The organism is Hymenobacter ginkgonis (genome assembly GCF_009755225.1).
Taxonomy (GTDB): Bacteria; Bacteroidota; Bacteroidia; order Cytophagales; family Hymenobacteraceae; genus Hymenobacter; species Hymenobacter ginkgonis.
This window is the reverse complement of sequence record NZ_WQKZ01000002.1, coordinates 1,154,821-1,180,695: the sequence shown is the minus strand read 5'-3', so window position 1 is coordinate 1,180,695 and position 25,875 is coordinate 1,154,821. Positions and strand designations below refer to the sequence as shown.

General features: G+C 57.8%; 26 protein-coding genes. 14 read left to right on the top strand and 12 right to left on the bottom strand.

Going from position 1 to position 25,875, the window contains the following annotated elements; genetic code table 11:
* The first annotated feature begins 37 nt into the window (after nucleotides 1-37).
* Entirely contained in the window at nucleotides 38-1,069 is a 1,032-nt protein-coding gene (locus GO988_RS10830) for an ABC transporter permease (RefSeq protein ID WP_198172623.1), read from the top strand.
* Nucleotides 1,070-1,359: 290 nt separating this feature from the next.
* Here GO988_RS10830 and GO988_RS10825 read toward each other — a convergent pair whose 3' ends face one another.
* The 8 genes from GO988_RS10825 to GO988_RS10790 all read right to left on the bottom strand — a co-directional run bounded on the left by GO988_RS10825 (nucleotide 1,360) and on the right by GO988_RS10790 (nucleotide 8,242).
* Nucleotides 1,360-1,500 carry a hypothetical protein gene (locus tag GO988_RS10825; protein WP_157565084.1) on the bottom strand — a complete coding sequence of 47 codons (141 nt, stop codon included), beginning with the start codon at nucleotides 1,498-1,500 and terminating at the stop codon, nucleotides 1,360-1,362.
* A 255-nt stretch (nucleotides 1,501-1,755) separates the two neighbouring features.
* Nucleotides 1,756-2,667 (bottom strand): SDR family oxidoreductase, encoded by a 912-nt coding sequence (locus GO988_RS10820; RefSeq protein WP_157565081.1) that lies wholly within the window; start codon nucleotides 2,665-2,667, stop codon nucleotides 1,756-1,758.
* Between the two features lie 75 nt (nucleotides 2,668-2,742).
* Entirely contained in the window at nucleotides 2,743-3,354 is a 612-nt protein-coding gene (locus GO988_RS10815; RefSeq protein WP_232341458.1) for a peptidylprolyl isomerase, read from the bottom strand.
* Between the two features lie 84 nt (nucleotides 3,355-3,438).
* Nucleotides 3,439-4,380, bottom strand: coding sequence for a hydroxymethylbilane synthase (hemC, locus tag GO988_RS10810; protein ID WP_157565077.1), 942 nt, complete (start codon nucleotides 4,378-4,380; stop codon nucleotides 3,439-3,441).
* A 69-nt stretch (nucleotides 4,381-4,449) separates the two neighbouring features.
* Entirely contained in the window at nucleotides 4,450-5,406 is a 957-nt protein-coding gene (locus GO988_RS10805; RefSeq protein WP_157565075.1) for a DUF2279 domain-containing protein, read from the bottom strand.
* A gap of 52 nt (nucleotides 5,407-5,458) precedes the next feature.
* Complete coding sequence (locus GO988_RS10800; protein WP_157565073.1) at nucleotides 5,459-6,592, bottom strand: DNA polymerase III subunit; 1,134 nt, start codon at nucleotides 6,590-6,592, stop codon at nucleotides 5,459-5,461.
* On the bottom strand, nucleotides 6,593-7,801 hold the full coding sequence (locus tag GO988_RS10795; protein ID WP_157565071.1) for a GlmU family protein: 1,209 nt from the start codon (nucleotides 7,799-7,801) through the stop codon (nucleotides 6,593-6,595).
* 171 nt (nucleotides 7,802-7,972) lie between these two features.
* On the bottom strand, nucleotides 7,973-8,242 hold the full coding sequence (locus tag GO988_RS10790) for a type B 50S ribosomal protein L31 (RefSeq protein ID WP_157565068.1): 270 nt from the start codon (nucleotides 8,240-8,242) through the stop codon (nucleotides 7,973-7,975).
* Between the two features lie 350 nt (nucleotides 8,243-8,592).
* Between GO988_RS10790 and GO988_RS10785 the strand changes: the two genes are divergently transcribed.
* The 9 genes from GO988_RS10785 (at nucleotide 8,593) to GO988_RS10745 (ending at nucleotide 16,882) form a co-directional block, all read left to right on the top strand.
* The gene (locus tag GO988_RS10785) at nucleotides 8,593-8,916 is read left to right on the top strand and encodes a hypothetical protein (protein WP_157565065.1); all 324 of its coding nucleotides are present in this window, start codon (nucleotides 8,593-8,595) and stop codon (nucleotides 8,914-8,916) included.
* Between the two features lie 142 nt (nucleotides 8,917-9,058).
* Nucleotides 9,059-9,640 carry an RdgB/HAM1 family non-canonical purine NTP pyrophosphatase gene (gene rdgB, locus GO988_RS10780; RefSeq protein ID WP_157565063.1) on the top strand — a complete coding sequence of 194 codons (582 nt, stop codon included), beginning with the start codon at nucleotides 9,059-9,061 and terminating at the stop codon, nucleotides 9,638-9,640.
* Between the two features lie 64 nt (nucleotides 9,641-9,704).
* Entirely contained in the window at nucleotides 9,705-10,337 is a 633-nt protein-coding gene (locus tag GO988_RS10775; protein WP_157565061.1) for a uridine kinase family protein, read from the top strand.
* A 24-nt stretch (nucleotides 10,338-10,361) separates the two neighbouring features.
* Complete coding sequence (locus tag GO988_RS10770) at nucleotides 10,362-10,829, top strand: DUF4268 domain-containing protein (RefSeq protein ID WP_157565059.1); 468 nt, start codon at nucleotides 10,362-10,364, stop codon at nucleotides 10,827-10,829.
* 52 nt (nucleotides 10,830-10,881) lie between these two features.
* On the top strand, nucleotides 10,882-11,265 hold the full coding sequence (locus GO988_RS10765) for a hypothetical protein (RefSeq protein WP_157565057.1): 384 nt from the start codon (nucleotides 10,882-10,884) through the stop codon (nucleotides 11,263-11,265).
* Nucleotides 11,266-11,410: 145 nt separating this feature from the next.
* Nucleotides 11,411-14,398, top strand: a complete 2,988-nt coding sequence (gene secDF, locus GO988_RS10760) for a protein translocase subunit SecDF (RefSeq protein ID WP_157565055.1) — start codon at nucleotides 11,411-11,413, stop codon at nucleotides 14,396-14,398.
* Between the two features lie 605 nt (nucleotides 14,399-15,003).
* Complete coding sequence (locus tag GO988_RS10755; RefSeq protein WP_157565053.1) at nucleotides 15,004-15,282, top strand: hypothetical protein; 279 nt, start codon at nucleotides 15,004-15,006, stop codon at nucleotides 15,280-15,282.
* A gap of 48 nt (nucleotides 15,283-15,330) precedes the next feature.
* On the top strand, nucleotides 15,331-15,951 hold the full coding sequence (locus GO988_RS10750; protein WP_232341457.1) for a YceI family protein: 621 nt from the start codon (nucleotides 15,331-15,333) through the stop codon (nucleotides 15,949-15,951).
* A 19-nt stretch (nucleotides 15,952-15,970) separates the two neighbouring features.
* Nucleotides 15,971-16,882, top strand: coding sequence for a DUF5777 family beta-barrel protein (locus GO988_RS10745; protein WP_157565051.1), 912 nt, complete (start codon nucleotides 15,971-15,973; stop codon nucleotides 16,880-16,882).
* A gap of 68 nt (nucleotides 16,883-16,950) precedes the next feature.
* Here the strand turns inward: GO988_RS10745 and GO988_RS10740 are convergent, their stop codons facing one another.
* The 4 genes from GO988_RS10740 to GO988_RS10725 form a co-directional block, all read right to left on the bottom strand.
* Nucleotides 16,951-17,808 (bottom strand): CPBP family intramembrane glutamic endopeptidase, encoded by an 858-nt coding sequence (locus tag GO988_RS10740; protein WP_157565049.1) that lies wholly within the window; start codon nucleotides 17,806-17,808, stop codon nucleotides 16,951-16,953.
* Between the two features lie 91 nt (nucleotides 17,809-17,899).
* On the bottom strand, nucleotides 17,900-18,502 hold the full coding sequence (locus tag GO988_RS10735; RefSeq protein ID WP_157565046.1) for a NifU family protein: 603 nt from the start codon (nucleotides 18,500-18,502) through the stop codon (nucleotides 17,900-17,902).
* A gap of 341 nt (nucleotides 18,503-18,843) precedes the next feature.
* Nucleotides 18,844-19,923: a chorismate synthase gene (gene aroC / locus GO988_RS10730; RefSeq protein WP_157565043.1), complete on the bottom strand. Its 1,080-nt coding sequence runs from the start codon at nucleotides 19,921-19,923 to the stop codon at nucleotides 18,844-18,846.
* A 26-nt stretch (nucleotides 19,924-19,949) separates the two neighbouring features.
* The gene (locus GO988_RS10725) at nucleotides 19,950-21,461 is read right to left on the bottom strand and encodes a BatD family protein (RefSeq protein WP_157565040.1); all 1,512 of its coding nucleotides are present in this window, start codon (nucleotides 21,459-21,461) and stop codon (nucleotides 19,950-19,952) included.
* Between the two features lie 331 nt (nucleotides 21,462-21,792).
* On the opposite strand from GO988_RS10725, the gene GO988_RS10720 reads away from it, so the two are divergent.
* The 4 genes from GO988_RS10720 to GO988_RS10705 all read left to right on the top strand — a co-directional run bounded on the left by GO988_RS10720 (nucleotide 21,793) and on the right by GO988_RS10705 (nucleotide 25,534).
* Nucleotides 21,793-22,530, top strand: a complete 738-nt coding sequence (locus GO988_RS10720; RefSeq protein ID WP_157565038.1) for a ferritin-like domain-containing protein — start codon at nucleotides 21,793-21,795, stop codon at nucleotides 22,528-22,530.
* Nucleotides 22,531-22,565: 35 nt separating this feature from the next.
* Entirely contained in the window at nucleotides 22,566-23,393 is an 828-nt protein-coding gene (locus GO988_RS10715) for a ferritin-like domain-containing protein (RefSeq protein WP_157565035.1), read from the top strand.
* A 281-nt stretch (nucleotides 23,394-23,674) separates the two neighbouring features.
* Entirely contained in the window at nucleotides 23,675-24,493 is an 819-nt protein-coding gene (locus GO988_RS10710) for a ferritin-like domain-containing protein (protein WP_157565033.1), read from the top strand.
* Nucleotides 24,494-24,532: 39 nt separating this feature from the next.
* On the top strand, nucleotides 24,533-25,534 hold the full coding sequence (locus GO988_RS10705; protein ID WP_157565031.1) for a ferritin-like domain-containing protein: 1,002 nt from the start codon (nucleotides 24,533-24,535) through the stop codon (nucleotides 25,532-25,534).
* Nucleotides 25,535-25,875: the final 341 nt, after the last annotated feature.

Genomic DNA, 25,875 nt, shown 5'->3' with positions numbered 1-25,875 from the left:
TACTAGGTTCGCTAGCGGCAGTGCATATTGGGGAGCCGTGGCATGGCTGGCCTTGGTAGTGGGGGTAGGCGTACTAGGCCCCTGGCTACCCCTGCCCTACCCCCCCGCCACTCCCGACCTTGCGCACATAGCAATACCTCCTGGCTGGGGCAACTCAGCAGCGGCGCACTACTTTGGCACTGACCCAGCGGGCCGCGACGTGTTGGCTGAGCTGGTTTTTGGCGCGCGCGAGCTACTCACCCTTAGCTTGCCGGCCACCGCACTGGCTACCTTGCTGGGAGCCAGTGCGGGTGGGGCCGCCGGCTTTTGGGGCAATCGTGGGCTAGCCCTACCCCTTGCAATAGGCCCACTTGCACTGGCGGCCGGCTGGTGGTTATTAGCCCTGCCTTATTGGCTTATTTCCTCTATTATATTATTGATTATTAGTTTTTTAATCTTTATTTATCAATGGAAATTCGCTAGACTGGGGCCGCGTCGTTTTGCTGGCGTCACGTTGCCCCTCCCCCTCGATAGCCTAGTGCTGGGGGTAGCCACGCTGCTTAGTGCCGTACCACGTCTGGTGCTGGTAGTGGCGCTGGCGGCTGGCCCACCGCTCAGCACAAGCCAGCTACTAGCCGTGCTAGTGCTAGTAGCCTGGCCCGATACCGCCCGCTTGGTACGGGCCCAAATGCTACGGGTGCGCGTGCAGCCGTTTGTGGAAGCCGCCTGGGCCAGCGGGCTGCCGGAGTGGCGCATTTGGTGGCGGCACGCGTTGCCCCATGCTTGCCAACCGCTCTGGGCTTCTGCGCCCCTGAGCCTAGCGGGGCTTATCGGGCTCGAAAGCACCCTGGCGTTCTTGGGTATCGGCCTGCTGCCTACTACTGCTAGCTGGGGGCATTTGCTTGGTACCCTGCGCCAAGAGCCTACTGCCTGGTGGCTGGTTGTTGGGCCGGGCTCGGCGCTATTATTCACTTTGCTAGCCCTTCAGGAGGTGGCGCGCCAGCTTTCCGGGCTGCATTCCAGCAAAGAATATTTCAATAAAACGGCCTCTGATGTCACCGCTGCGCATTTACGAACCAAAATAAAGTAATTGATTTTTTTCTTTAATTTGCTTAAATTTAAATGGTTACAAAACTAACCGTTTATTTTTATTTCATTAATCCTGGTGTTTTTATAAGATTAGCAGGCTAACATATTGAAGCTGGCATGTCACAAAAGAGGCAACAATGTCCTTTAGCCTGGCACATGCAGCTTCTAATATTGTATCAGAGTTCCGCCCGGAACTGCGCCACGCTATCCTATTCTTTTTCCTGATTTATCAAAACACCGATGAAAGCGTCTTATTCTTCAGGCCATGCAGTAACCCGCGTTGGCACTGCTTTAACTGCCGCCGACCAAGCTGTATTGGCAGCTGGCCGCGATTTTACCACCCTCGATGGCCGACTGATACCCCGCGCCTTGGGTGAGGCTGCGCTGCGCCAGCGCACTGCCATACTTGTTGGAGGTTTGCTTATCGGCCATTGGCCCGAATTAAGCTAATTTTTAAGCATTTGTGCTTGTAAAATAACTTCACACTCACCGACTACTTATTGATAAAATAACTACTTTAAAATTTTACGTTGGATGCTATTGCAGCGCGCAGTACACCAACATTTTAGAAGTCCTCTATTCGTGTCCTTATATTGTTGTAGTTTGTATACTTAGAAGCGGAAGGCTTATAGCTAAAAAACCCGTTGGCCTTGCCAATGGGTTTTTTTTATAGCCTCTGCAACCGCTTTAGGCCGAAGCTTCCGTTTGGCGCGCAAGCAGGGCAATGCCTTCCGCAAAGGAGTGGGGCCGGTAGCCTAGTTCGCGCTCCGCCTTGGCAATGATAAAACCTGTGCGCAGCGGCCGCCGGCCGGGCTGCGTAAATGTGCTGCTATCGACCCGCTCAAGCAGCGCTTTATCGAGTTCGAAAAAATCGGCAACCTGCTGGGCCATTTGGTAGGGGGTAAGCAGCTCGCGCCCACTGAGATGGTAAATGCCCTGGGCCGACTGGCGGGCGAGCAGCCAGCATCCCTGGGCTAGGTCTTCGGCCAGTGTGGGGGTACGCCATTGGTCGTCTACCACTTTGATTGCCTGTCCCTTGCGCAACGAATCGCGCACCCATAGCACAATATTGCTGCGGCCACCGCCGTGCAGCGTGCCGTACACGAGCACCGTGCGCGCAATGGCCCAGCGCAAGCCGGCTGTGCCCTGCACCACATGCTCGGCAGCCAGCTTGCTGCGGCCGTAGTGGCTGAGGGGGTCGGGGGTAGCCTCTTCGGCCAGCGGGCCCGCTTGGCCGTTGAAAACAAAGTCGGTACTGAGGTGGGTGAGGTGAATAGCGTGCTGAGCGCAGGCGGCAGCTAGGTAGTCTACGGCCGTTACATTTTGCGTCCAGCACGAAGCCTGATTCAGTTCGCACTCGTCCACGTTGGTCATGGCGGCGGTGTGGATGAGGTGCGTGGGGTGCTCTTGCGCCAGCACTTGCTGCACTTGGGTGGCCACCGTCACATCGAGGGGTACGAAGCGCAGGGTGGGGTAGCGATTAGCGAGCCGGTTAGCGCCGCGCGCAGTGGCTACTAGTTCTATGCCAGGCTGCTGGTACAGCAGTTCAACCAGTTTTTGGCCAAGCAGGCCGTTGGAACCAGTGATAAGAATTTTCATGCGTTCTGGCCGTTAGGCCCGCCGCGGGTCAAGCAGACAGGCAACTGCTTAAACCAGGGCGGACTGGTATTTCGCTTAGAATTGACGCCCGTACAAGGCCGTAATTTTTTTGCGCTTGAGCTTGGTCACTTTCATCGTCATCCGAAGGTCGGTGAGAGGACGGTCGCGGCTGTCTTTGGGCAACGCCGCGATTTTATCCAAAACCTCCAGCCCTTGAATGACCTGGCCAAATACGGTGTACTGGCCGTCGAGAAAGTGCGACCCTTGGTGATTTTCGACTAGATAGAACTGACTGGAACTGCTGAGCCGCTGCGGATTAACGAAGTCGCCCTGGCGGGCGGCGGCCACGGCGCCGTAGTCGTGCTTGTGGCCAGCGGCTAGCTCGGCCGCAATAGTAGGCTCGTTGGGGGGGCCTTGGCCATCGTTGGTGGGGTCGCTATCCTTGGAGTTAGGGTCGCCACCCTGCACCATAAAATTGGGGATAACGCGGTGAAAAGTGGTGCCGTTGTAAAAGCCATCCTTTGCTTTCTTCAAGAAGTTGGCCCGGTGCAAAGGGGTATCTCTGAATAAGATAAGACGGATATCGCCTAGGCTGGTGCTAATAGTTACAACTTCCTCCTTCTTGGTAATCTTCGGGGCTTTATCGGCCCATGCGGGTAGGCTGAGCAGCCAGAGCAAAGGTAGCAACAGGCAATTCAGGCGAAGTTTCCGGGTGGTTATACGCATGCGAGTAAAACGGCTAAGGGCAGCAAAATTACACGTATTGCCACCCTACAATTCGCCGCGGTGCTCCCGGATGCTGGCCAGAATGGCCGCACCGCCGTGCCCCAGCACATGCTCGGCCACGGCCATGCCCAGGCCCTCGGCCTGCGCCGCGGGGGCAATCTGCTCGAAATCCACGTATTCCTCGCCGCTCAGGCTGATAAGGCCGCCGTGCAGCCGCACCTCACCGGCCGGCGTGAGCGTAGCCAGGGCGAACGATGGAATGCTGCATCCGCCTTCCATGGTACGCAAAAAGGCCCGCTCGGCTAGTAGGCAGCGGTGCGTATTGGGGTGGTCGATAGCTTGCTTTATTCTGTCTTTTAGCTTATTATCCAAAAAACGTGAGCATTCAACGGCAATGCTACCCTGCCCTACGGGCGGCACGAACTTACCGGCCGGCAACTCGTGCCGAATGAGGCCGTCATAGCCCATGCGGTGCACGCCAGCGTAGGCTAATACCAAGGCATCGTACTGGCCTTCTTCGAGCTTGCGCACGCGCGTTTGGAGGTTGCCGCGGGCTTCGGCAGTGCTGGCCTGGGGGTAAAAGCGACGCAGCAGTGCCTTGCGCCGCGTGCTGCTGGTGCCCAGCACAATGCCGGGCTTACTGATGTCAAAGTTTTCCTGAAAGCTGATTACGACGTCGTTGACCTTCTCGCGCTCCAAAAAAGCCAGCAGCTCCAAGTCGGCCGGGATAGAGCTTTGCACGTCTTTGGCCGAATGGATGGCCAGGTGCGTATCGCCGCGGCGCAGGCTTTCTTCCAGCTCTTCGGTGAACACCCCTTTCGACCCAATTTTATCGAGTGAGCGGTCGAGCACTTTATCGCCGGTGGTTTGCATCGACACAATTTCGGTGGGTAGGCCGGCTTGGTTAAGCAAGGCAGCTACGTGCTCGGTTTGCCAGAGGGCAAGGCGCGAGGCGCGGGTGGCAAGGCGAATGAGGGTTTCGGGCATAAGACACTTAACTTGACTGCCTACCCCGAGGTTCGCCAAACAGGCGGGGGTAGCAGCCGGCAAAAACAATTAATCGGTAGGCAGCAGCAAAGGGTGAAAACGCACGCCGTGCAACGGGCTGAATTCCAGTGAGGGAGCCGAAATTTTGAAAAACTGCCCGGCACTAACCAGCGGCTGCGCTCCCGCCCCATTTATTCCCGGCAGGCGGGCCAGCGAAATATCGGGCGAAAGATAAAACTGGCGGTAGCGGGTAAATTTCACTTCCTGGCCCGCAGCATCGAAGTAGGGCGGGTTGGCGTGGCCGCCCGTCATGCCGCTGCCGCTATAGCCCAAGTCGAGGTTAAGCCAGCGCGGAAACGAAGGGCCCACCGGCAGCACCGACGCCACATTTACCGACAGCCAGTATTGCTGCCCGTTGTAGTCCTTCAGCAGTTGGCTGCGTGTGGTACGCCCCAGCAAATCGGGCCGGTACTGCGGGTAAATGCTCTTGCGCCAGCCGTAACGCATACTTACCTTCTGCTCCCCAAAGCCGTATTGCTGGCCCATGAATAGGGCTACCCCCGTGAGATTGGCCGCCATGTCGCCCTTCGAAAACCCCCAGCCCTCGGAGCGGCCGTCGAAAACTTCGATGGTGGTTTGGTACAGCAAGGCAATGAGGCCACCGGTAAGCACCGCGGCGCGCTCGTTCACACCGCTCCACTTAAACAGCTCGTACTCGCCGCGCCCGATGGCGTAGGCGGTGGTCGCGTGGCCTATTTTGTCCATTTGCAGCCACTCGCCGTTGTCGTTGAAAGAGTGGAAAGGTACCCGCTTGGTGTACCACGTTTTGCCTAACAGATAAGAAGTTAGCGTGTACACCACGGCCGTACCTACCACCACCCCAATAAAGCGGCCCTGGTGAATACCAGGGCCGCCGGCAGCACTGGGCTCGGGCGGGGGGGGTAGGGGCCCTACCACTTGCGCTTGCACCGGCTGCCCCAGCCCCAGGCTGGTAGCAAGCAAAAACGGATACAATCGGTGGCGCATCAGGCAAAGGTCGGCAGGAAAAGAAGTGGCGCGAAGCAGTTGCTACGCGCAGTTACGCTCGGCGCAGCTGCTGGCCCATGCGCAACGAAGCATCTACGAAAACCATGCGCGGGTTGGCGTTGCGCTCGATGTGGTAGTGGGCCGTGTTCAGCTCTTCGGTGAGCTGGTCGGCATTGCGGGCCGTTACGAAGCGGCTGAAACCCTGCACGAACTGCTGCTCGCCGCTGGCCAGGTGCGGCACCATTTGTGGGTCGATGCCGAAGAGCAGCACCTTGCGCAGCAGCCCCAGCGAGAAGCTGAGCTGCTCCTTCTGGTTTTCGCGGCCCATCTTCTGAAACTCATCCGCCAGCGCCATCACCTCCGTCATTTTCAAGGAGTAGCACTTGCGCATCCAGTTGATAAAAAACTCGGCGTAGTTGTGGTCAGCGCTGTGCTCGCGGCTGGCAATGGCGGCGCCCAGGTTGCCCTCGGCCAGCTGAGCTACCTGCCGGGCCTTTACCTCGGGCACGTGGTAGTGCGCCGTGAGATACGCCGTAATGTCATCTTCCGAAAACGGGCGCACCACCACCGGCTGCACCCGGCTGATGATGGTAGGCAGCAGCCGTTCGGGCTCGTTGCTAACGAGCAAGAATACTGTAGCGGGCGGGGGCTCCTCTAGCAGCTTAAGCACCGCATTGGCGGCGGCCGGGTGCATCAATTCGGGCAGCCAGATGATGACGATTTTAAACCGCGCCTCGAACGCTTTGAGCGACACCAATTTAAGCAACTGGCCAGCCTCTTCTTTCGAAATGCTCCCCTGCTTGTTTTCGGCCCCCATGTGCTGCATCCAGTCGTTGAAACCCTGGTAGGGGCTTTCGGCCAGAAACGTGCGCCACTCGGCCATAAACCGGCCGCTGGTCGCATCCTTGGGCACCGATTTAGTAGTGGTGCTGGGGAAGATAAAATTGAGGTCAGGGTGCGCCAGTTTGCTGATTTTCAGACAGGCTGGGCAGTGGCCGCAGCTGTCGGGCGCCGCTTCAGCGCGGTCTTCACAGTTGAGATACTGCGCGTAGGCCAGCGCCAGGGCCAGCGCCGCCGAACCCTCGGCTCCGCGAAAGAGCTGGGCGTGCGCCACGTGCCCGCGCTGCACCGACTGGCGCAGCACTTCTTTGAGGGCAGCTTGATTGGGAATAGCGGCGAAGGTCATTTAGCTATGTCTCTCCCAGTTTCTATCGCCAGTCGTGGCCTGAAATATTTCTTCCATAACGCCTTGCTCCACTGCGTCATAGCTCAGGCCGCGGCGGGCCATCACACGCTCGGCTACCTCGGCTACTTTGGGTAGGCGGAAGGTTTCGAAGCCCGAAGCGCCGCCCCAACTGAAGCTCGGGATAAACTGCCGCGGAAAGCCGGCGCCAAAAATATTGGCCCCTACCCCCACTACCGTGCCGGTATTGAACATGGTATTGATGCCGCACTTGCTGTGGTCACCCATGAGCAGGCCGCAGAAGGTTTGGCCGGTATCGACGAAGCGGTGCGCGGCGTGGCTCCAGACTTTTACCGGGGCGTAGTTGTTCTTGAGGTTGCTGGTATTAGTATCGGCGCCTAGGTTGCACCATTCGCCAATAACCGAGTTGCCAAGGTAGCCATCGTGGCCTTTATTGCTGAAGCCCAGCAAGATACTATTACCAACTTCGCCGCCTACTTTAGAGAAAGGCCCCACTGTGTTGTCGCCGCGCATCTTAGCGCCAACGTTGATGTGGCTGCCCTCGCACAGCGCCAGCGCCCCTTTAATGATAGCTCCCTCGTGCACCTGCGAGTTCCTACCCAAGTAAATTGGGCCGTCCTCCGCATTGAGAATCGCGGCGCGAATCTTCACGCCGGGCTCAATAAAGATGTTTTCGGGTGCGTATACAATGGTGTGCGCATCGCCCACCGGCTGCGAAGTGCGGCCGTGGGTAAGCAGGGCAAAATCGCGGCGAATCTCGACGCCGTTGTGCAAGAAAAGCTGCCACGGACGGCTGATAACCGTTATTTCCTCTGCCACTTCCCGCTGCGACTGCAAGCCATCCTGGATAAGCTCAGCCACCTTAAAAGCATCGGCTAAGTGCGCGGCCACCAGTGTTTCGCCAAAGTATAGGCCCTGGCCGGGCGCCAGCGCCAGCACCTGGCGCACTAGCAGGTCGTCGGGGCATACGGCACCGTTTACCACCAAGGCCGGGCCCGCCACTACATTGGCCGGAAACTTGGCCTGCAAGTACGGCTGCGTGAGGTGCCCTACCCCCTCCGTACCCAGCCGGCGCTGCCACTTCTCGGCAATGGTGAGGATGCCGCAGCGCAGCGCCGCCACCGGCCGCGTAAAGGTGAGCGGCAGCAGGTGGGGCCGAATAGCCGGGTCGTCGAACAGCAAAAGGTGCATGTAGTAAGCTAGGGCTGATGGCTATTCGCTATCAGCTTTATCGTAAGAATAAACCCAAATTTACGGCGGGCTGCTTGGCTTGGGGCCAAAAAAAACTCCTTCTGGGCTTGCCAAAAGGAGTTTCTTGCAGGCTAACTGCTAGTAGCCAAGGGCTAACAGCTGGCGCAAAAGCTATTCTTTGCCCGCGCTGCTTTGCGTCTTGTTGGCGTAGCGGCTGCGGAACTTCTCCACGCGGCCGGCGGTGTCGATAAACATGTTTTTGCCGGTATAGAAGGGGTGCGAGGCGCTGCTCACTTCTATTTTGATTACCGGGTAGGTGTTGCCGTCTTCCCACTGAATCGTCTCGGCCGACGTCATCGTGGAGCGGGTGATGAACTTGAAGTCCGACGAGGTGTCTTGGAAAACTACCTGGCGGTACTCGGGGTGCGTGTCCTTTTTCATTATCGGGAGGGCCTATTTACCTATTAAACCCTGCCGGTTTTGCGGAAGGGATTGCAAAAGTACGAATTATCGCCGACATAGTCAACCTTTTGACCTTCTTGAGACTCTTCTCCCTAAAAGAGCCGCGGCATTAAGCTGGGCCACGCGCCCTTCGGCACTGGGCTGGGGGTAGCGGCGCATGGCAGCCACGGCCTATATTTGGTTATCAGCCATTCTGTTGGTCGTCTTTGCCTATGCTGTACTTCTCCCAATCCCGCCGTTTCGCCGGCCTTGGGCTCCGCTTAGGGTTGGGGCTAGGGCTGCTGCTCGGCAGCGCTGGGCTAGCGCTGGCTACTACGTTGCTCCTTTTTATGGCTACCTACGATGGCTCGGCAGTGCGGGTAGAGTGGGAAGTGAATACAGAAACCGACGTTACGGGCTTCGACCTAAGCCGTAAATCCCCGGATGAAACTGACTTCCGGGTTATTAGCAGGGTAGTGCCTACTGGCCAGCTTCGCTATTCTTTTGCCGATACCTGCCTCTACCGCAGCCATTCGGGCCTGCTGCAAGGCCCCGTGGCCTATCGCCTCACGGTGCGCGGCCCCGGCCCCGACCAAGCTTATACCACCACCGTGGCCGGCACCGTGAGCACGCTCGAGCGCTCGTGGGGCACCATCAAATCGATGTTTCGGTAAGGCCACTTACTTGGCCTGGTACGCACAAGGGGGATAGGGATTTTTAAAAATGCGGGGCAACTTTGCGGCTTCCTTGCACTGCCGGAAGAAAAATTTTCATTCTGCTTGTGCAGAATTTTCGGCCTTTCCCAAGTTTTTTCTCATGCGTCTCTGCTTTGCCTCCAACAATACTCATAAGCTGGATGAAATTCGGCCGCTGCTGCCCGCCGGTTTGCAGTTGCTAAGTTTGGCCGACATTGGCTGCCACGAAGAGCTACCCGAAACGCAGCCCACGCTCGAAGGCAACGCACGGCAAAAAGCTCAATACGTATTTGACCACTACGGCGTGGCTTGCTTCGCCGACGATACCGGGCTCGAAGTAGCCGCCCTGGATGGAGCGCCCGGCGTGTATTCGGCGCGCTACGCGGGGCCCGAGCGCGCAGCCGCAGCCAACGTAGCCAAGCTCCTGCATGAGCTAGGCACTCAGCCCAACCGCCAAGCCCGTTTCCGCACGGTGGTGGCGCTGGTGCGCGGCGACGAGGATGTGCACGAGTTCAGCGGCGAGGTAGCTGGCATTATCGCAGCGGCACCCATCGGCCGCGGGGGCTTTGGCTACGACCCCGTGTTTGTGCCTAACGAGGGCGACGGCCGCACGTTTGCCGAAATGACCACGGCCGAGAAAAACCTACTCAGCCACCGGGCGCGCGCGGTGGCGGGGTTGCTAGCATTTTTGGGAGCGGAATAAATCGCAGCGGCATTAGGCTGGGGTACGCCAAACTTTACCGCAGGCGCTACCTTTGCCCTCCGTTATGCAGCATCCCTACCTCGTTGGTATCACGGGCGGCAGCGCATCGGGCAAAACTACGTTTTTGCGCCGCTTGCTGGCCGCTTTTCCCGAAAACGAAATCTGCCTGATTTCGCAGGACAATTACTACCACCCGCGCGACCAGCAATTGCGGGATGCGCAGGGCGTTGAAAACTTCGACCTACCGGCCAGCATCGATTCGGATGCCTACGCCAGCGACGTGCGCCACTTGCGTGCCGGCCACGAGGTGCGCCGCAAGGAGTACACCTTCAACCAGCCCGGCGTGGTACCTAAGGAGTTGGTGTTCAAGCCGGCTCCTATTGTAGTGGTAGAAGGCATCTTTGTTTTTTACTTCGAAGAAATTGCTAAGCTCCTCGACCTCAAGGTGTACATTGATGCCCAGGAGCACGTGAAGCTGCACCGCCGCATTGTGCGCGACCGCGACGAGCGTGGCTACGACTTGCAAGATGTCCTGTATCGCTACACCCACCACGTGGCCCCGACGTACGAAAAGTATATTCAACCCTTTAAGAGCGAGGCAGATATCATTATCCCCAACAACCACCATTTTGAAAATGGCTTAGCCGTGCTCACTGGCTACTTGCGTGGCAAGGTCGCGGCGGCGGGGGTAGGGTAGTTTGCTCATTTAAGAACGAGCGTCTTGTATAGCAAAGCCGAAGCTTCGCAGTTGCGCCAAGCATTCTGGACGGTGTTTGGCCAGTATATGGCTCCTATCCCCTCTGCCGAAGGGATGCCCACTAACTGGGTGAATTACAAAACCGGCGTAAAAGGTGTGCAATTCAAGCTACACGCCGACAACCGCCACGCTAGCATCGCCATCGAGCTCACCCAGCCCGATGCCGGAGTGCGCGAGCTGTTTTTTGAGCAATTTGCAGAGCTGAAAACGCTGTTGCACGACACATTGGGCGAGGCCTGGCGCTGGGAGCCGCAAGCCACCACGGAGCACGGCCAGCCACTGAGCCGCATTTACCAGAAGTTGGCGCCCATTAATCTCTTCAACCGCGACGACTGGCCGGCGCTGATTTCTTTTTTCAAGCCGCGCCTCATTGCCCTCGACGAGTTCTGGAGCGATGCGCAGTACACCTTCGCGGGCCTAGCCGATAGCTGAGCGCTTGGTGAGTGCCGAGCAAACGGGCTATATTTGTAGCCCTGTCCCTCCTATGCGCAATTCACTTTCTCAGTTTCAGCACTTTCTGCGGGTGGCCCTAGTGGCCCTACCCGTGCTGCTGCTGCTGGGCCTGAATGGCCGAGCGGTGACCTTGCTGCGCCCCTTGGGCACGCCGACGCAGTCGCGGGTGAGCGCCCTACCCCGTGCCACGGTCATCAAGCAAAAAATAGTATTGGAAGCGGCCTCGCCGCTGGGTGCCTACGTGGCGCCGGCCGCCGTGTTGGGCTGGCTGCCCCCTACCCTGCCCCTAGCTTGGCAGCCGCGCTTAGTGCGCCGGGCCATTGCCGCTGCTACGGCGGCCGCCCCACTGACCTTTGTGGCGCAACAGTGCCACCAGTTGCTTTTGCGCGCGGCGCTGTCGCCGCAAGCCCCGTAGCGGGGAACTCGGAGTTACGACCTAGTACGTAGGGATTGGCTTGGGCAGTACCTGCCCCTGGGCCGGCATCCACTTTCTAGCTCACGACAACTCCACCTTCCGGCTCACAATTTCCCATCTGCCAATCACAAATATTTATAAATCAATGCGTAACAAAGGTATCATTATCGCCCTCACCGTCGTTGTTTCGGTGCTGTGCGCGTACTTTTTGTTCTTCACCTACGTCTCGCGTGGGGTGCAGCAAAAAGCAGTGGTCTACGCCACGCACAACGGCCAACTCAACGAAACCCAGCGCCAGCACTACCTCGACTCGGTATGGCGCGCCCCCGTTTTTGGGCCCTACACCTACCGCGACGTACGCCAGAATGAGCTTGGCCTCGGCCTCGACTTGAAAGGCGGCATGCACGTGACGCTGGAAGTTTCGCCGGTAGAAATTGTACGCGCCATGGCCGGCAATTCGAAAGATGCGGGCTTCAACAAGGCGATTGAACTGGCGCAGGAGCGTCAGAAAACCAACTCGGGCACGCCATTTACTACCCTGTTTTACCAGGCTTATAAGGAAGTATCGCCCGATAAACCACTGGCGCGCATCTTCGCTAACTCGGTTAACAAAGACCGCAAAATTGACCTCAACACGTCGGACGACCGCGTGCTGTCGGCGATTAACAAGGAGGAGGAAGACGCCATCGACCGCTCGTTCGACATTCTGCGCAAGCGGGTGGATAAGTTCGGCGTCAACCAGCCCAACATTCAGCGCGTAAAGGGTACTGGCCGCATTCAGGTAGAACTACCCGGCGTGGATAACCCCGACCGCGTGCGCAAGCTGCTGCAAGGCCAGGCCAAGCTCGAATTTTACGAAGTGTGGCCCCAGAATGAAGTAACGCCCTACCTGGCGCAGCTCGACCAAGTGCTGACGGCCAAGGAGAAAGCCGGTGCTACTACCCCTGCCGCTACGGCCAAGACCGACTCGACTGTTACCACTGGCGACGCCAACTCGCTCGCCGCGCAGCTTGCCAAAAAGACGCCCGCCGCTGCGGCTAAAACTGACTCGGCCGCCGCTCAAAAAGGTGGTGTGCTGGCGCGGCTGCTCACGATGCCCGGCACGCTGGGCGTGAACCTGCGCGATACGGCCCAAATGAATGTGGTGCTGCGTTCGGAAGAAGCTCGTAGCATTATGCCGCCCAACATGGCGCTGCTTTACATCGCCAAGCCGATTGATGCTGATAAGCAGCAGTTTCTGCGCTTGGTGGCCGTGAAGAAAGACCGTACCGGCACTATAGCTGCCCCCATTAGCGGCGAGGTAGTAAGCGATGCCCGCCAGGACTACGACCAAACCGGCCGCCCCGAAGTGAGCATGAGCATGAACCCCACGGGCTCGCGCAAGTGGCAGAAGATGACGGGTGCCAACATCGGCAAGCAAGTAGCCGTGGTACTCGACGACGTAGTGTATTCGGACCCCGTAGTGCAGAGCGAAATCTCGGGTGGCAACACCAGCATTTCGGGCAATTTCAGCATCGACGAAGCGCAAGACTTGGCCCAGGTGCTGAAAGCGGGTAAGCTACCCGCCCCTACCCGCATTGTCGAAGAAGCCGTAGTAGGTCCTTCGCTGGGTAAAGAAGCCATCAACCAAGGCTTATATTCGTCGCTGGCTGGCTTGCTCATTATCATGGTCTTCATGACCGTGTACTACGGCCGCGCCGGCCTCGTGGCCGATGCCGCGCTGCTCTTCAACATGTTCCTGATTCTGGGAGTGTTGGCGCAGTTTGGCACTGCCCTTACCCTACCCGGCATCGCCGGTCTTATCCTCGTTATTGCCTCGTCGGTGGATGCGAACGTGCTGATTTTTGAGCGGATTCGGGAAGAACTTGACCACGGCCACTCGCTGCACGATGCCGTGAACGCAGGCTATTCGCGCGCTTTCTCGGCCATCTTCGACTCCAACGTGACGACGATGCTGATTGCCATCATCCTCGGTTTCTTCGGCACCGGCCCAGTGCAGAGCTTCGCCGTGACGCTGGGTATTGGCGTACTCACCTCGTTCTTGTCGGCGGTGTACGTGTCGCGCCTCATCATCGAGGCTCTCATTAAGGGTAAGGAGACGAGCCGCATTACGTTCTCGACCTTCCTCTCGCGCAACCTGTTTAAGAATGTCAACTTCGACATCGTGGGCAAGCGTAAAATTGCCTACGCTTTCTCGACTATCGTTATCGTCATTGGCTTCGTGCTGATGTACTTGCAAGGCGGCCCCAACCTGGGCGTTGACTTCCGCGGTGGCCGCGCTTATGTAGTTGATTTCAACAAGGCCATGGTCGCTTCCGACGTGCGTTCGACCCTAGAACCCGTCTTCAAAAATGCCGGCCTTGAGGTGAAGCAGTACGGCGCCCCTGACCGCCTGCGCATCACGACCAGCTACCTGTCGGAAGACGAAAGCCAGACCGCTGACAAGCAAGTACTCGATGACCTCAACCAAGGCCTAACCAAGTATTCGGCCGACGCACCGGTTATTAAATCGACCTCTAAAGTAGGCGCCACCATCGCCGACGACATCAAACGCACCTCGTTCCTGAGCCTGGCACTCACGCTGCTCGGCATCTTCGTGTACGTATTGTTTCGCTTCGAAAAGTGGCAGTACTCAATGGCTGCCGTTATCGCCCTCTTCCACGATGCGCTGTTGGTAATTGCTTCCTACCCCATCGCCCGCGCCTTTGGCATCAACTACGAGATGGACCAGATTTTCGTGGCGGCCGTACTTTCCATTATCGGCTTCTCGATGAACGACACAGTGGTGATTTACGACCGGGTGCGCGAATACCTGCGCGAAAACCCCAAGCTGACGTTTGCCCAAGTAGTGAACCCGGCCCTGAACTCGACGTTCTCGCGCACCATGATTACGTTCACGACTGTGTTCCTAGTAGTAGTGATTCTCTACATCTTCGGCGGCGAAACGCTGCGTTCGTTCTCGTTCGCCATGATTATTGGCATCATCTTCGGCACGTATTCGTCGCTGTTCATCGCTACCCCCATCATCCTCGATACCTATGGTAAAAAAGAGGAGCGCGAGCGCAAAGCCGCGGGCGAAGAAATTGACAGCTTAGCGGGCGATGCCCCCAAACTGAACCGCGCTACGGTATAGACCCCCATTACCACGCCATAAAAAAAGCCTGACCGTTTGGTCAGGCTTTTTTTATGGCTACTTGTCAGCGTTGTCCCCAGCTTACTGCGGTGTCGCGCCCTGCGCTGGCCGCGTTTAAGTGGATGGCCAATGCCAGCAACTGTTCGCACACCTTCAACTGGCCAGAAGGTTTATTTAACGAAAATAGTCAATTATGCGTTTCTCGCAATCTTAGTTTTGCCCGGCCGCGTAGGTTGCTATCCGTTAAAATTAACTGGCCAATAGCGGCGTGCTCTAGGCTACCGCAATTGAGCTGTAAAATGGATGCTCCAGAGAGAATTTTGAAGGAAATGAAACAGGTAATTAGATGAAGGCAAAAACCTGAATCTTAATCCAATTCAATCGCATTTTCTTTAAGATTCACTATTTTATCCATAACTTTCCTGCATTAAATTGCCTAAATTACTAAAATTCCTTTTTTTGTGAAATTATTTATACTTTCTGTTTCTCGCAATCGTGCATTATTGCTGGCAACCGCATTAGGCACTTTTCTGCTCTCTGCTTGCTCGTACACGAATGGATATAAGGAGCCAGAACCTACCACGGCCTGCAACGTCCCTCAGGCGGTGAGCTACCAATTAGATGTACTTCCCATCCTAACGCAGAATTGCCGCAATGCCTGCCACAATCCTATTTCGCTGCAGGGCAATTTTAATATGGATGACTTTTCGCAGGTGCATTATTATGCCTTGCCAACCAATGGCATCAACGGCGTGCCTTACATGGTAGGCAATATTCGGCACGACCCCGGTTTCCCGGCCATGCCGCAGGTAGGCGCCAAGCTTAACGACTGCCAGATTGCCGTTATCAAGGCCTGGGTAGATGCTGGCGCGCTCAATAACTAAGCCTCGGGCGGCGCCCTACCCCTCCCTTCTGCTCCTTACTCTTTTTGCATGACCGGTCTTTCACGAAGTATGCGTCCGCCGGGGCCGCTGCTGCTCGGGCTGTTGCTGTGGCTAGCTGGCCTGCTGGCCGGGCCGCGGGTTGCCCAGGCCCAGGGCAAGTATATGACGCGCGCCGGGCATATTTCTTTCTTCTCAGCTTCCATTATGGAAGACATTGAGGCACGCAACGACAAGGTGGCGGCGGTAATCGATATGAGCACCGGCCAGTTGGCTTTTTCGGTGCCCATCCACGAGTTTCAGTTTAAGCGCACCCTCATGCAGGAGCACTTCAACGAGAATTACATGGAATCGGAGAAGTACCCCAAAGCCACTTTCACCGGCCAACTAGTCAACATGGCTCAAGTGCAGAAGCAACTGAGCGTCGGCCCCCAAAACGTGGAGGTAGAAGGCACCCTCAACATGCACGGGGTAAGCCACAAAGTACTGGTATCGGGCACGTTGCAGCTACGCGATGGCCAGCTGGTCATCTTTGCCTATTTCAACGTGGCACCGGCCGACTACTCCATCGATATTCCGCTGCTCGTGCGCGAGCACATTGCCAAGTCGGTCAGCATCCGCGTCAACCTCACGTGCGACGTCGTAGCGCCGGCCCTGGTTTCCCAACCCTAGCTTTCCATTTATTCTACTTATGAATCAAGTATTTACTTTTATTTCTCGCGTAGCCGGGCTTAGTCTACTGTTGGGTGGGCTGGCGGCGCCCGCGGCGCACGCCCAAGACGACCTGCTGGGCCAGCTCGAAAAAGACGCGAAAAAGGAAGCGCCTACCGAGCTAGTAGATGCTACCTTTAAGAGCACACGCCTCATCAACGGCCACACGGTGCAAACGCCCGGCGAGGGCACGCTGGTATTTCTGTTTTCGCACAACTTCGGCACCCTGAACCAAGGAGCTTACCAGTTTTTTGGTCTCGACAATGCCCAAATTCGCCTGGCGCTGGAGTACGCCGTGACCAACCGGCTGGAGGTAGGCCTCGGCCGTTCCTCGCTGGTTAAAACCATTGACGGATTTCTGAAATACAAGCTTATTCAGCAAACAACTGGCATGCATACCGTGCCGGTGTCGGTCACGCTGTTTACGTCGGCGGCGCTGGCCACCTTTCGTTATACCGACGGCTACCCCCGCAGCGTGAATGACCGGATGGCTTATACCTACCAGGCACTCATCGCCCGTAAGTTCAGCAGCGACTTGTCGTTGCAACTTATGCCGACCCTCATTCACCGCAACCTGGTGCTGGGCGAAGGCGAAAACAACGACGTGTATGCTCTGGGCGGCGGCGGGCGCTATAAAATTACCAAGCGTTTCTCCGTCAACGCCGAATACTACCAGCTGCTGAGCAAATACACCGCCGACCACTACCACAACGCCGTGGCCGTGGGCGTAGATATTGAAACCGGGGGCCACATCTTTCAGCTGCACCTCACCAACGCGCCCGGTATGATTGAAAAGCAGTTTATCGCCGAAACTACCGGCAACTTCTTTAAGGGTGATATTTTCTTGGGCTTCAATGTAAGCCGCAATTTCACAGTAAAGCAGCGGCGCTAGAGCACGTTACTACTTTACGCAAAAGGGCGCTGAACTCGTGAGGTTCAGCGCCCTTTTGCATGGGGCAGTTACGCCTGCGGTGCCACTGGCCCAGCACTAGCTGCACCGGGGGGCAACGGTAATTTATTAAGCTGCCATAGATAGGCCCCTACCCCCCCTGCGGCAACTACCACCAGCACCCAATACCCAACCGCATACTGGTAGTTTTCCAATGCAGCATAGTGCGACGTTTCTGAGAGGCGCATCATGCTGAAGGCAAATAGGTTGTTGAGCGCATGAAGGCCCATGCATAAACCCAGCGACTGGGTGCGGTAATAGAGCCAGCCTAGTAGCAAGCCCATCAGCGCGGCTGAAACGCTTTGCGCCGGATTGAAGTGAAACGCTCCGAATAGCAGCGCTGACTGCCCAATTGCCACCCACGGCCGGTAATTGCGCAGCAACCCACGGAGCAGAATGCCTCGAAATAAGTATTCTTCGAGCACAGGCCCCACAATACCTCCTATTCCGAACGCTAGCACGGGGTAGCGCGCCCAATCTTGGAAGGTTTTGTCCATCCAATTAGGTAAGGGTAATAGCGCCAAGGTTGTCAGCAGTATGGCCTGCGCTGGCGCCAGCACGGGCAGCCAGGCGTAAAGCGACCAAGGCAAGGCCTGCTTGTGCCATACCAGATGCGGCCAGCGCCCGGGCCCTGCCCGGCGGTGCAGCCACCAAATGGTAAGGAGCAACCCGCCCTCGCCTACTACTGCCGTAGTCAATTGCCGTGCCTGTGCCTGCTGGTGCCACAAGGCTCCGACCGGCACCAGCACGACCAGCGCCACCAGGATGGTGCCTAGCAAAAACCAACCTAGGGCTGCCCAGCTTTCTTTAATCGTCGGGTAGCTGGGTAAAACCGACGGCGGTAATTCGAGCAGTACCTCTTGTTCCAAGCCATTCAGGATAAAATTCTGGCTAAAGTAACGGCATAAAAAAAGGCTGGGCAACGCCCAGCCTTTTCACTGCTGCACTGGCAACTGACTACTACACCAGCACGCCTTCGGCTACTACCTCGCGCACTTCGGGCACCATGCGCTTGAGTAGGTTTTCGATGCCCGACTTGAGGGTAACCGTGGCCGAAGGACAGCCCGAGCACGAACCTTGCAGGTTCACGGTCACGATGCCATCGTGGTACGACTTGAAGGTGATATTGCCGCCGTCTTGCTCCACGGCGGGGCGCACGTAGTTATCGAGCAGGTCGATGATTTTTTGCGACGTGAAGCCATCTTGCTGCGTAGGGTCGCCGGCGCTAGCAGCTTGGGCTGCCTTTTGCTCGGCGGCGGGGTCAACGAGAAACAGTTCGCCGCCGGCCTCCACGTAGCTCTTAATAAACTGCCGCAGCTCGGGGATGATGCTGGTCCAGTTCAGTTGGGGCTGCGTTTTGGTGACGGTTACGAAGTTTTGGGCAATGAACACCCGGCCCACGTAGTCGAAGTTGAACAGCTCCTGGGCGATGGGCGAGTTGGCCGCCGCCTCCAGGTTGGGGTAGTCTACGCTCACGCCATCGGGCAGCAAGGTAGAATTGAGCACGAATTTCATGCTCTCAGGGTTGGGCGACGCCTCGGCGTAAATCGAAATGGCAGACATAATGGCTAGGAAATTAACGACAGAAAAAAGCCGCGTGGCAGCCTCCTAAACTGGAATTTACATCCCGAAGCTACTGCGCGATAAACCAGAAAGTGCGGGTATAACAACAACACTAGGACAGAGGTTGCGCCAAGATAAAGGCCACGACCTGCTAACCCATACTCATGCTGTTGGTTTACAACGAAATACCCTCCATAAGAGTTGTTTGCTCTGGCTTAAATTATTCCTTTTTTAATTAGATTGCTTATAAATAGCTTCGCTGAGCGACTCTGCTTTAAGCTGGGGGGGTAGGAGGCAGAATTTGCCCCATTCCCTACCCCCGCACATTCTGCTTCGTTGGTTTACAGCTGGTTGGCCCGAGCGCGCAGGAGCAAATCAGCTAGCACAAGCTGCGTCATGGCCTCTACGATGGGCACGGCGCGGGGCAGCACGCAGGCGTCGTGGCGACCGCGGCCCACTAGCTCGATGCTTTCGCCTTGGTCGTTGATGGTTTGCTGGCGCTGCAAGAGCGTAGCCACGGGCTTAAAGGCGACGCGAAAATTGACATCTTGGCCGTTGGAAATGCCGCCCTGGCTGCCGCCGCTGTGGTTGGTGCGGGTGCGCACGCGGCCCGCTTCGTCGGTATAAAACTCGTCGTTGTGCTGCGAGCCGGGCAGCTTGGTGCCCGCGAACCCCGAGCCAAACTCGAAACCTTTCACAGCGTTGATGCTCAGCAAAGCGTGGCCCAGCACGGCAGGCAGCTTATCAAAAACTGGCTCGCCCAAGCCGGGGGGTAGGCCGGTGGCCACGCCGGTTATTACGCCGCCTACCGTATCGTGCGCCGCCTGCGCCGCCCGGATGCGGTCTTCCATGCGGGCGGCCGTTTCGGGGTCGGGGCAGCGCACAAGGTTGCGCTCTATTAGGCTAAGGTCTAGCTCCTCGTAACTTTTGGTTACTTCTACCTCACCCACGGCCGAGACGTAGGCTTTTACCGCCACACCGAAGTGGGCTAGCAGCCGGGCGGCCACGGCGCCGGCGGCCACGCGGGCGGCCGTTTCGCGGGCCGAGCTGCGGCCGCCGCCGCGGTAATCGCGGCGGCCATACTTCACATCGTAGGTGTAGTCGGCGTGGCTGGGGCGGTAGGCGTGCGCAATGTGCGAGTAATCGTCGGAGCGCTGGTCGGCGTTCGGAATAAATAAGCTAATGGGCGTGCCCGTCGTCATGCCCTCAAACGTGCCCGACTGCACCTGCACGCGGTCCGCCTCCTGGCGGGGGGTAGTAAGCGCCGACTGCCCCGGCCGCCGCCTATCGAGCGCCGCCTGAATCTCGGCCAAGTCGAGCGGCACACCCGCCGGGCAGCCATCAATAATTACCCCAATCCCTACCCCGTGCGATTCGCCGAAGGTGGTGATGCGAAAAAGCGTTCCGAAACTATTTGACATACCGTAGTTATAAGCTGTAAAAGTAGCTAGCCCCGCCTGGCCCGCCACCAGCCGCCGGTAGCTACCACAAGCAGGCCCGCCACCAGCCAACTGGCGTAGCGGCTCACCTGCTGGTAGATGTCGAGGGGTTGCAGCTGGGCATCGGCGCGGGCCAGGGCGGGGCCGTAAAACGGGTCGTCGGCGGGCTGCGCGCCGGTGGCCAGGGCTTGCGCGGCACCCTCCACGAATGGGTTCACTTCGGCCCGCAGGGTGCCGTAGTGGGCCGTGGTAGGGTTGAAAAAAAGCAGGTGAAACAGGCTGTCGAGTGGCACCGGGCCGGGCCGGTGCGCCACCACCCGAAAGCGGAAGCTCTTGCGTTGGCGGCCATCGGGCAGGGCTTCCTCCCGAATGGTGGGACCGTATATCTCTAGGCCCTGGCCAGGGCGTAGGCGGGGCAGCGGCAGCTGCAACGCCGCCATATTGCCGCTGCCCTCTACCCCAAATGTGTAGGTGAAAGCCTCGCCCGTGCGGAAGCGCGTGCCGCTGATGCCCTCGCTCAGCACGTAGTCGCCCACGGCCACGCTGCTGCTATCGGCTCCGCCAGGGCGGGGCGGCAGCGGGCGCACGGCAATGGTAAGGGCCGGCGCCGTGTAGGTTTTGTAGATGGCTAAGCGCTCGGTATCACCGGGCTGCGGCTTTTTAAGCAGCTTAAACTTGGTCAGGGTTAGGGCCAGCGCTGGGAAGCGCAGCGGCTGCGCCGTGAGGGGGTAATAGGTGTTTTCGGCCAGCCGAAAACGCAGGTACACCTGCCCGCCCGCCCGGCGCACAGTGTCGGGCAGCACGGAGGGCTGCACGGCGGGCACCTCCCACGTAGTAGGCTGCCGCAGCTGCCGCAACAGCTCGGTCAGCTGGCCGTTGAAGTCATAGAAATTGAGCAGCGCTTGGTCGGCAGGCCGCAGGTAAAAGTACAAGGCCACGTGTACGCCCTGGCCCATGTACACCCGCGGCTGGTCGGCCTCCAAGGCCAGCGAGGCAAAGTCGGGCGGCTCGTAGAAGTTCTGGGGCTTAGGCTTGCCCAGCAGTTGGTCGAGCGAGCCGACGGCCGTGCCCGGTGGCATGGCGGCCCCGGCCGTGGCGGGGGGGGTAGGGCCCGCGCCCACGCGCACCCGGCCCCCGGGGCTGTGTAGCACCTGCCCGTTCACGGTGAGGTCGAAGGGCGGCACCTGGTAATCCCCTTCGGCGTAGGGCAGGTAGCGCTGCGTGAAGGTAAGCTCGGTGGTGCGGCGGCCGCCGGGCAGCAGGCGGGTAGTGGTAGTGCGCGCCTGCCCTCCTTTGCGAAAGCCCTCTAGTTCTGGAAATTCGGGCTGCCCCACCAGTGCCACCCCGCTCAGCCGAAACGCCAGCGTGAACGGCCCCACCAACGGCACGGCCGTGGGCGGGGGCACTAGCACGGCCGTACCAGGGCCAGTGCTAGGCGCCGGCGCCGGCTGGGCACGCAGGGCCAAGCTGCCCAGCAGCCACAGCACCAGCAGCCAGCCGCTCCGTTTTCCTGCACTCAAAAAACTACGCGTGCGCACTTACTTTTTTGGGGTTGAAAATCCACTTCGGCCACAAAGGTCGTATTTTCTCCAGGCTCGGCCTACTCCGCCTGCCCGGAGGCAGCTGGTTGGCCGTGCCCTGTTTCCTTTTTCATTACTGGTATCTTCTCTATATCCTAACGCTACCTGCTTCCAACTGCTGAAATCTCACCGAGAAAACCTCGGCCTTCAGCGAGAATTAGTACTTGGATACCAAAAACCTGACCTCCTGCGAGGCCAGGTTTTTTAGTTTTGTGGCCTCTTCATTCCGCTGTTTAGCTTCTTGCTTTCTCCCCATTATTATTCATTAGCTATGGCCGCTGCTTTTGCCACCAGCCCTACCCCCCTTATCCCCGACGAGCCGGTGCTGCGGCAGCCGCTACAGCGGCGCTCTTTCCTCAAATATGCCGGGGCCACGGCTGGCGCTACGGCCCTAGTGCTGGCGGGCTGCAAAAAAGATGATGCCACCCCTACCCCCTCCAACACGGTGGTATTTGCGGCCGGCGATGTGGGCGTGCTCAACTATGCCTACGCCTTGGAGCAGCTAGAAGCGGCTTTTTACGCGCAAGTGGTAAAGACTCCCGCCACCGATTTTCAAACCGGCGAGCTGGCTTACTTCACCCAAATAGCGACCCACGAGGCCATTCACCGCGACTTCTTTAAGGCGGCCATCAACCGCGACGCACCGGGCCAGCTAATCCAGGACCTGACGGTCAACTTCTCGTCTATCGACTTTACCAAACGCGCCAGCGTGCTGGCCGCCGCCGTGGCATTTGAAGATTTAGGCGTGCAGGCTTACAACGGGGCCGGGGCGCTCATCAAAAACCCGGCGTATTTGGTGCTGGCCGGCAAAATCGTGTCGGTAGAAGCCCGCCACGCGGCCTACCTGCGCGACTTATTATACCCCGGCGATGCCACCAATTTCTTTGCCGGCGACGCCGTGACAGAGCCTACCTCGGGCCTCGACCGCAACCCCCTGAAGCCGGCCGCCCTGGTGGCCGCCGTGCAGAAGTACGTCACCCAAACCCTCGACGCCAGCCAGCTTAGCTAAGCCATTTCTACTAGTCTTTCATCTGATTTATCGCCATGAATTTCTTTGCTATTCTAGACCAGCTGGCTACCGCCGACCCCGACGTACTGGGCCGTTTCGACTCGCGCCGCGCGGTGTTTAAGCACTTGGGCAGTGCAGCTCGGCGCGCGGCCCTGGCGGCTACCCCCCTGCTGGTGGGTGGGCTTTTTAAGAAGGCCTACGCCGGCACCAATGCCGATACGCCTATCGACATTCTCAACTATGCCCTGGCTCTCGAATACCTGGAGCAAGATTTTTACGCCAAATTTATTGCCTCGGGCCTAGTGCCCGCGGGTGCGCCCGCCACGGCCATGGCTAAGATAAAGCAGCACGAGGACGGCCACGTAAACCTGCTAAAAGGCGTGATTACGACGCTCGGCGGCACGCCCCGCGCAATGGTGCAATTCAAGCAATCGGTATTTGATGCCAACAAAACCTACGCCGGCCTGCTGGGGGTAGCGCAACTGCTCGAAGACACCGGCGTGCGCGCCTACAAGGGCCGCGCCGCCGAGTTGGTGGTGGGCGCTAGCAACGGCCTGCCCTCCTCTACGCAAGTGAGCTTGCTCACTACGGCGCTCCAAATCCACTCGGTGGAGGCGCGCCACGCCGCCCACATCCGCCTGCTGCGCGGCCAAACACCTTGGGTGAGCAACTCCGACGACCTGGCTGCTAACGCTACGTACTCGGGTGCTACGCCCGAGGCTACCACTATTCAATCGAATGTGGACCTCCCTACCAAGCTGGCAGCCACGTACAGCGCCGCCGATGTAGCCGCCGCTTTCGACGAAGCCCTCACGCCGGCCGAAGTGCTCGACGCCTCCCGGGCTGGCGGTTTAATCCAATAATTGCTACCCTACTGTTTACTACGATTGCTTTCTTCCGCTTTATCAAAAAAAGAGCTACCTAACCGGTAGCTCTTTTTTTTGCATTCCATCTTTAGCAATAAACCAACTTAATAATTTAAAATCAAGTAGTAAACTACGGGCTACTGATACCAGGTTGAATGATTTTTTCCTTTTTTAGGCATCCGTTGAGCTAACTCAGCGTAGAGGGCATACAGCGGCGCGGAACGGCGCAGCTTACCCGTTGCCACGCCCATTTCCTTTTCCTCTTTCCTTTTTTTATCATGTCCAATCATCTCTCCTCTGGTTCGCAGCCGCTTGAGGCCGACCTCGACCGGCCGCTTTTGACGCCCATCAAACGACGCTCGTTTTTTATGTATGCCGGCGCTACGGCCGGAGCTACCGCCTTGGTATTAGCTGGTTGCAGCAAGAGTGATTCATCACCCGGCACGATAGATGTAGGTTCGGGCGATGGTGGTATCCTCAACTACGCCTACGCCCTAGAGCAGCTTGAGGCCGCTTTCTACGCGCAAATTAAGACGGGCACGTACTACACTGGCTTGGCTACGGGCAGCGCCGAGAAACAAATTTTTGACGACCTCGCTTTGCACGAAGGCATTCACCGCGACTTTTTGAAAGCCGCGTTGCTAGCCAACAGCATTACCCCGCTGAAAGACCTGACTCCAGATTTCAGTACCATTAATTTCAACGACCGCACCAGCGTTTTGAATGCTGCTCAGACGTTTGAAGACACTGGGGTAGCCGCCTACAATGGCGCCGGCCGCTTTATATCTGGCAACGCTTACTTGGCCCTAGCCGGTAAAATTGTATCGGTGGAAGCCCGCCACGCGGCGCTTATCCGTGACCTGCGCACCTACAACACCTTCGTAGCCAGCGATGTCGTGAACACGTTCACCCCATCGGCCCCGGCAGTTGCCGGACAATACGCAGGCGAAGGCACTCCTAATACTACCCCCAACACGCAAGGCAATGGCAACCCTGGCCCCGGCCAAGAGCGCTCGAAGCGGCCGCCAGTTATTCTGCAAGCGGTCAACAACTTCTTGGCTAGCGGCTCTAAGCTCTCGGCCAACAGCTTCGCTTAGTAGCCGTGTTGTCATTCACCATTTAATATTTGCCTTGTCATGGATTTTTTTCAACTTCTCTCTGACCTAGAGAAAGCCGACGCCGAGTTTCTCGACCGTATTAACCCCCGCCGCCGGGTATTTAAATACTTGGGTAATGCAGGCCAAAAAATAACTACTGCCGCCGTACCCGCTGTGCTGGCGTCGTTCTTCAACCGCGCTTATGGCCAAAGCGCTACGCTGACTGCGCCTGTGCAGGCCGTACTCACACTGGCTTTGCAGCTAGAGTACTTAGAATATCACTTCTATAATACTGCGCTAGGAATTGCAGGATTGATTCCGTCGCAAGAAACTGCGGCCATTACCACTATCCGCAACGACGAAGCTGGGCATATCAATGCGCTGCGTGCGGTACTGGGCACGGCAGCGCCTACCCCCTATTTGGTTACCGACTTCGACTATTCGGGTGGTAGCGGTACGGGCAACGGCCCCATGAAAAACGCCCTGATACCAGGTTCGACTGGCAACACCAACGGCGCCTTGTTCTTCGCCGCTGGCCAAGCTTTCTCCGACACCGGCCAACGCGCCTACAAAGGCGGTGCTCCCGTGCTGAACACAACGGCTACCAAAGACATTTTGGAGGCCGCGCTCAACATTCACTCGGTAGAGGCACGCCACAACTCGCACTTCCGTACGGTGCGACGCGCCATCGTGGCCAACGCACTTGGCTCGGCCGGTGCGCCAGCAGTATCTCCTTACGATGCCGCCCCCAAAAGCTGGATTAGCCTCGTTGACAACGGTGGCCCTACCGCGCCAGATGGTAGCAAGCCAGCCAGCAAAGTATATGGCCCTGGCACGCCCGCTACCGGCACGCCAGATGCCTCGTACCCCGGCGAAGACAACACTTCGCAAGCCGGCGTGAACCTCACTACGCTTGGAAGCACCTACACGGCCGCGGCAATATCGGAGGCATTCGATGAGCCGCTAGACCCCGCTACCGTCAAGAGCATTGCTTCGATGTTCACTTCGACTGCTGGCAAGGCAAAAGGCCTGTTCGTATAGGCAATAACCGGTTTTTTCTTAGGTTACAAAAAAAGCCGCTTCTTTGTAGGAGCGGCTTTTTTGTGTTTTTAAAATAAAGTTGCTTTGTCTGATGAGCTTTTTGGCGAGTTAAGTACCCACACGAGCATACCCCCAGCCAATAAGGTAACCTCCTCACTGCGCATATTTTATCCTACCCCCATCGGGTAACCCGACTCGCGCAAACTAGAATAATTACTTCGCTGACCAATCTGAGTGCTTGCTAGGCTACGTAGGTGAGCATAGAAGCCCAACAACTAGTTTGGGCAAGTAGCGTAAAGCGCCACCATAAGTAGCCTCGACACCTAGAATTATGAAAATCT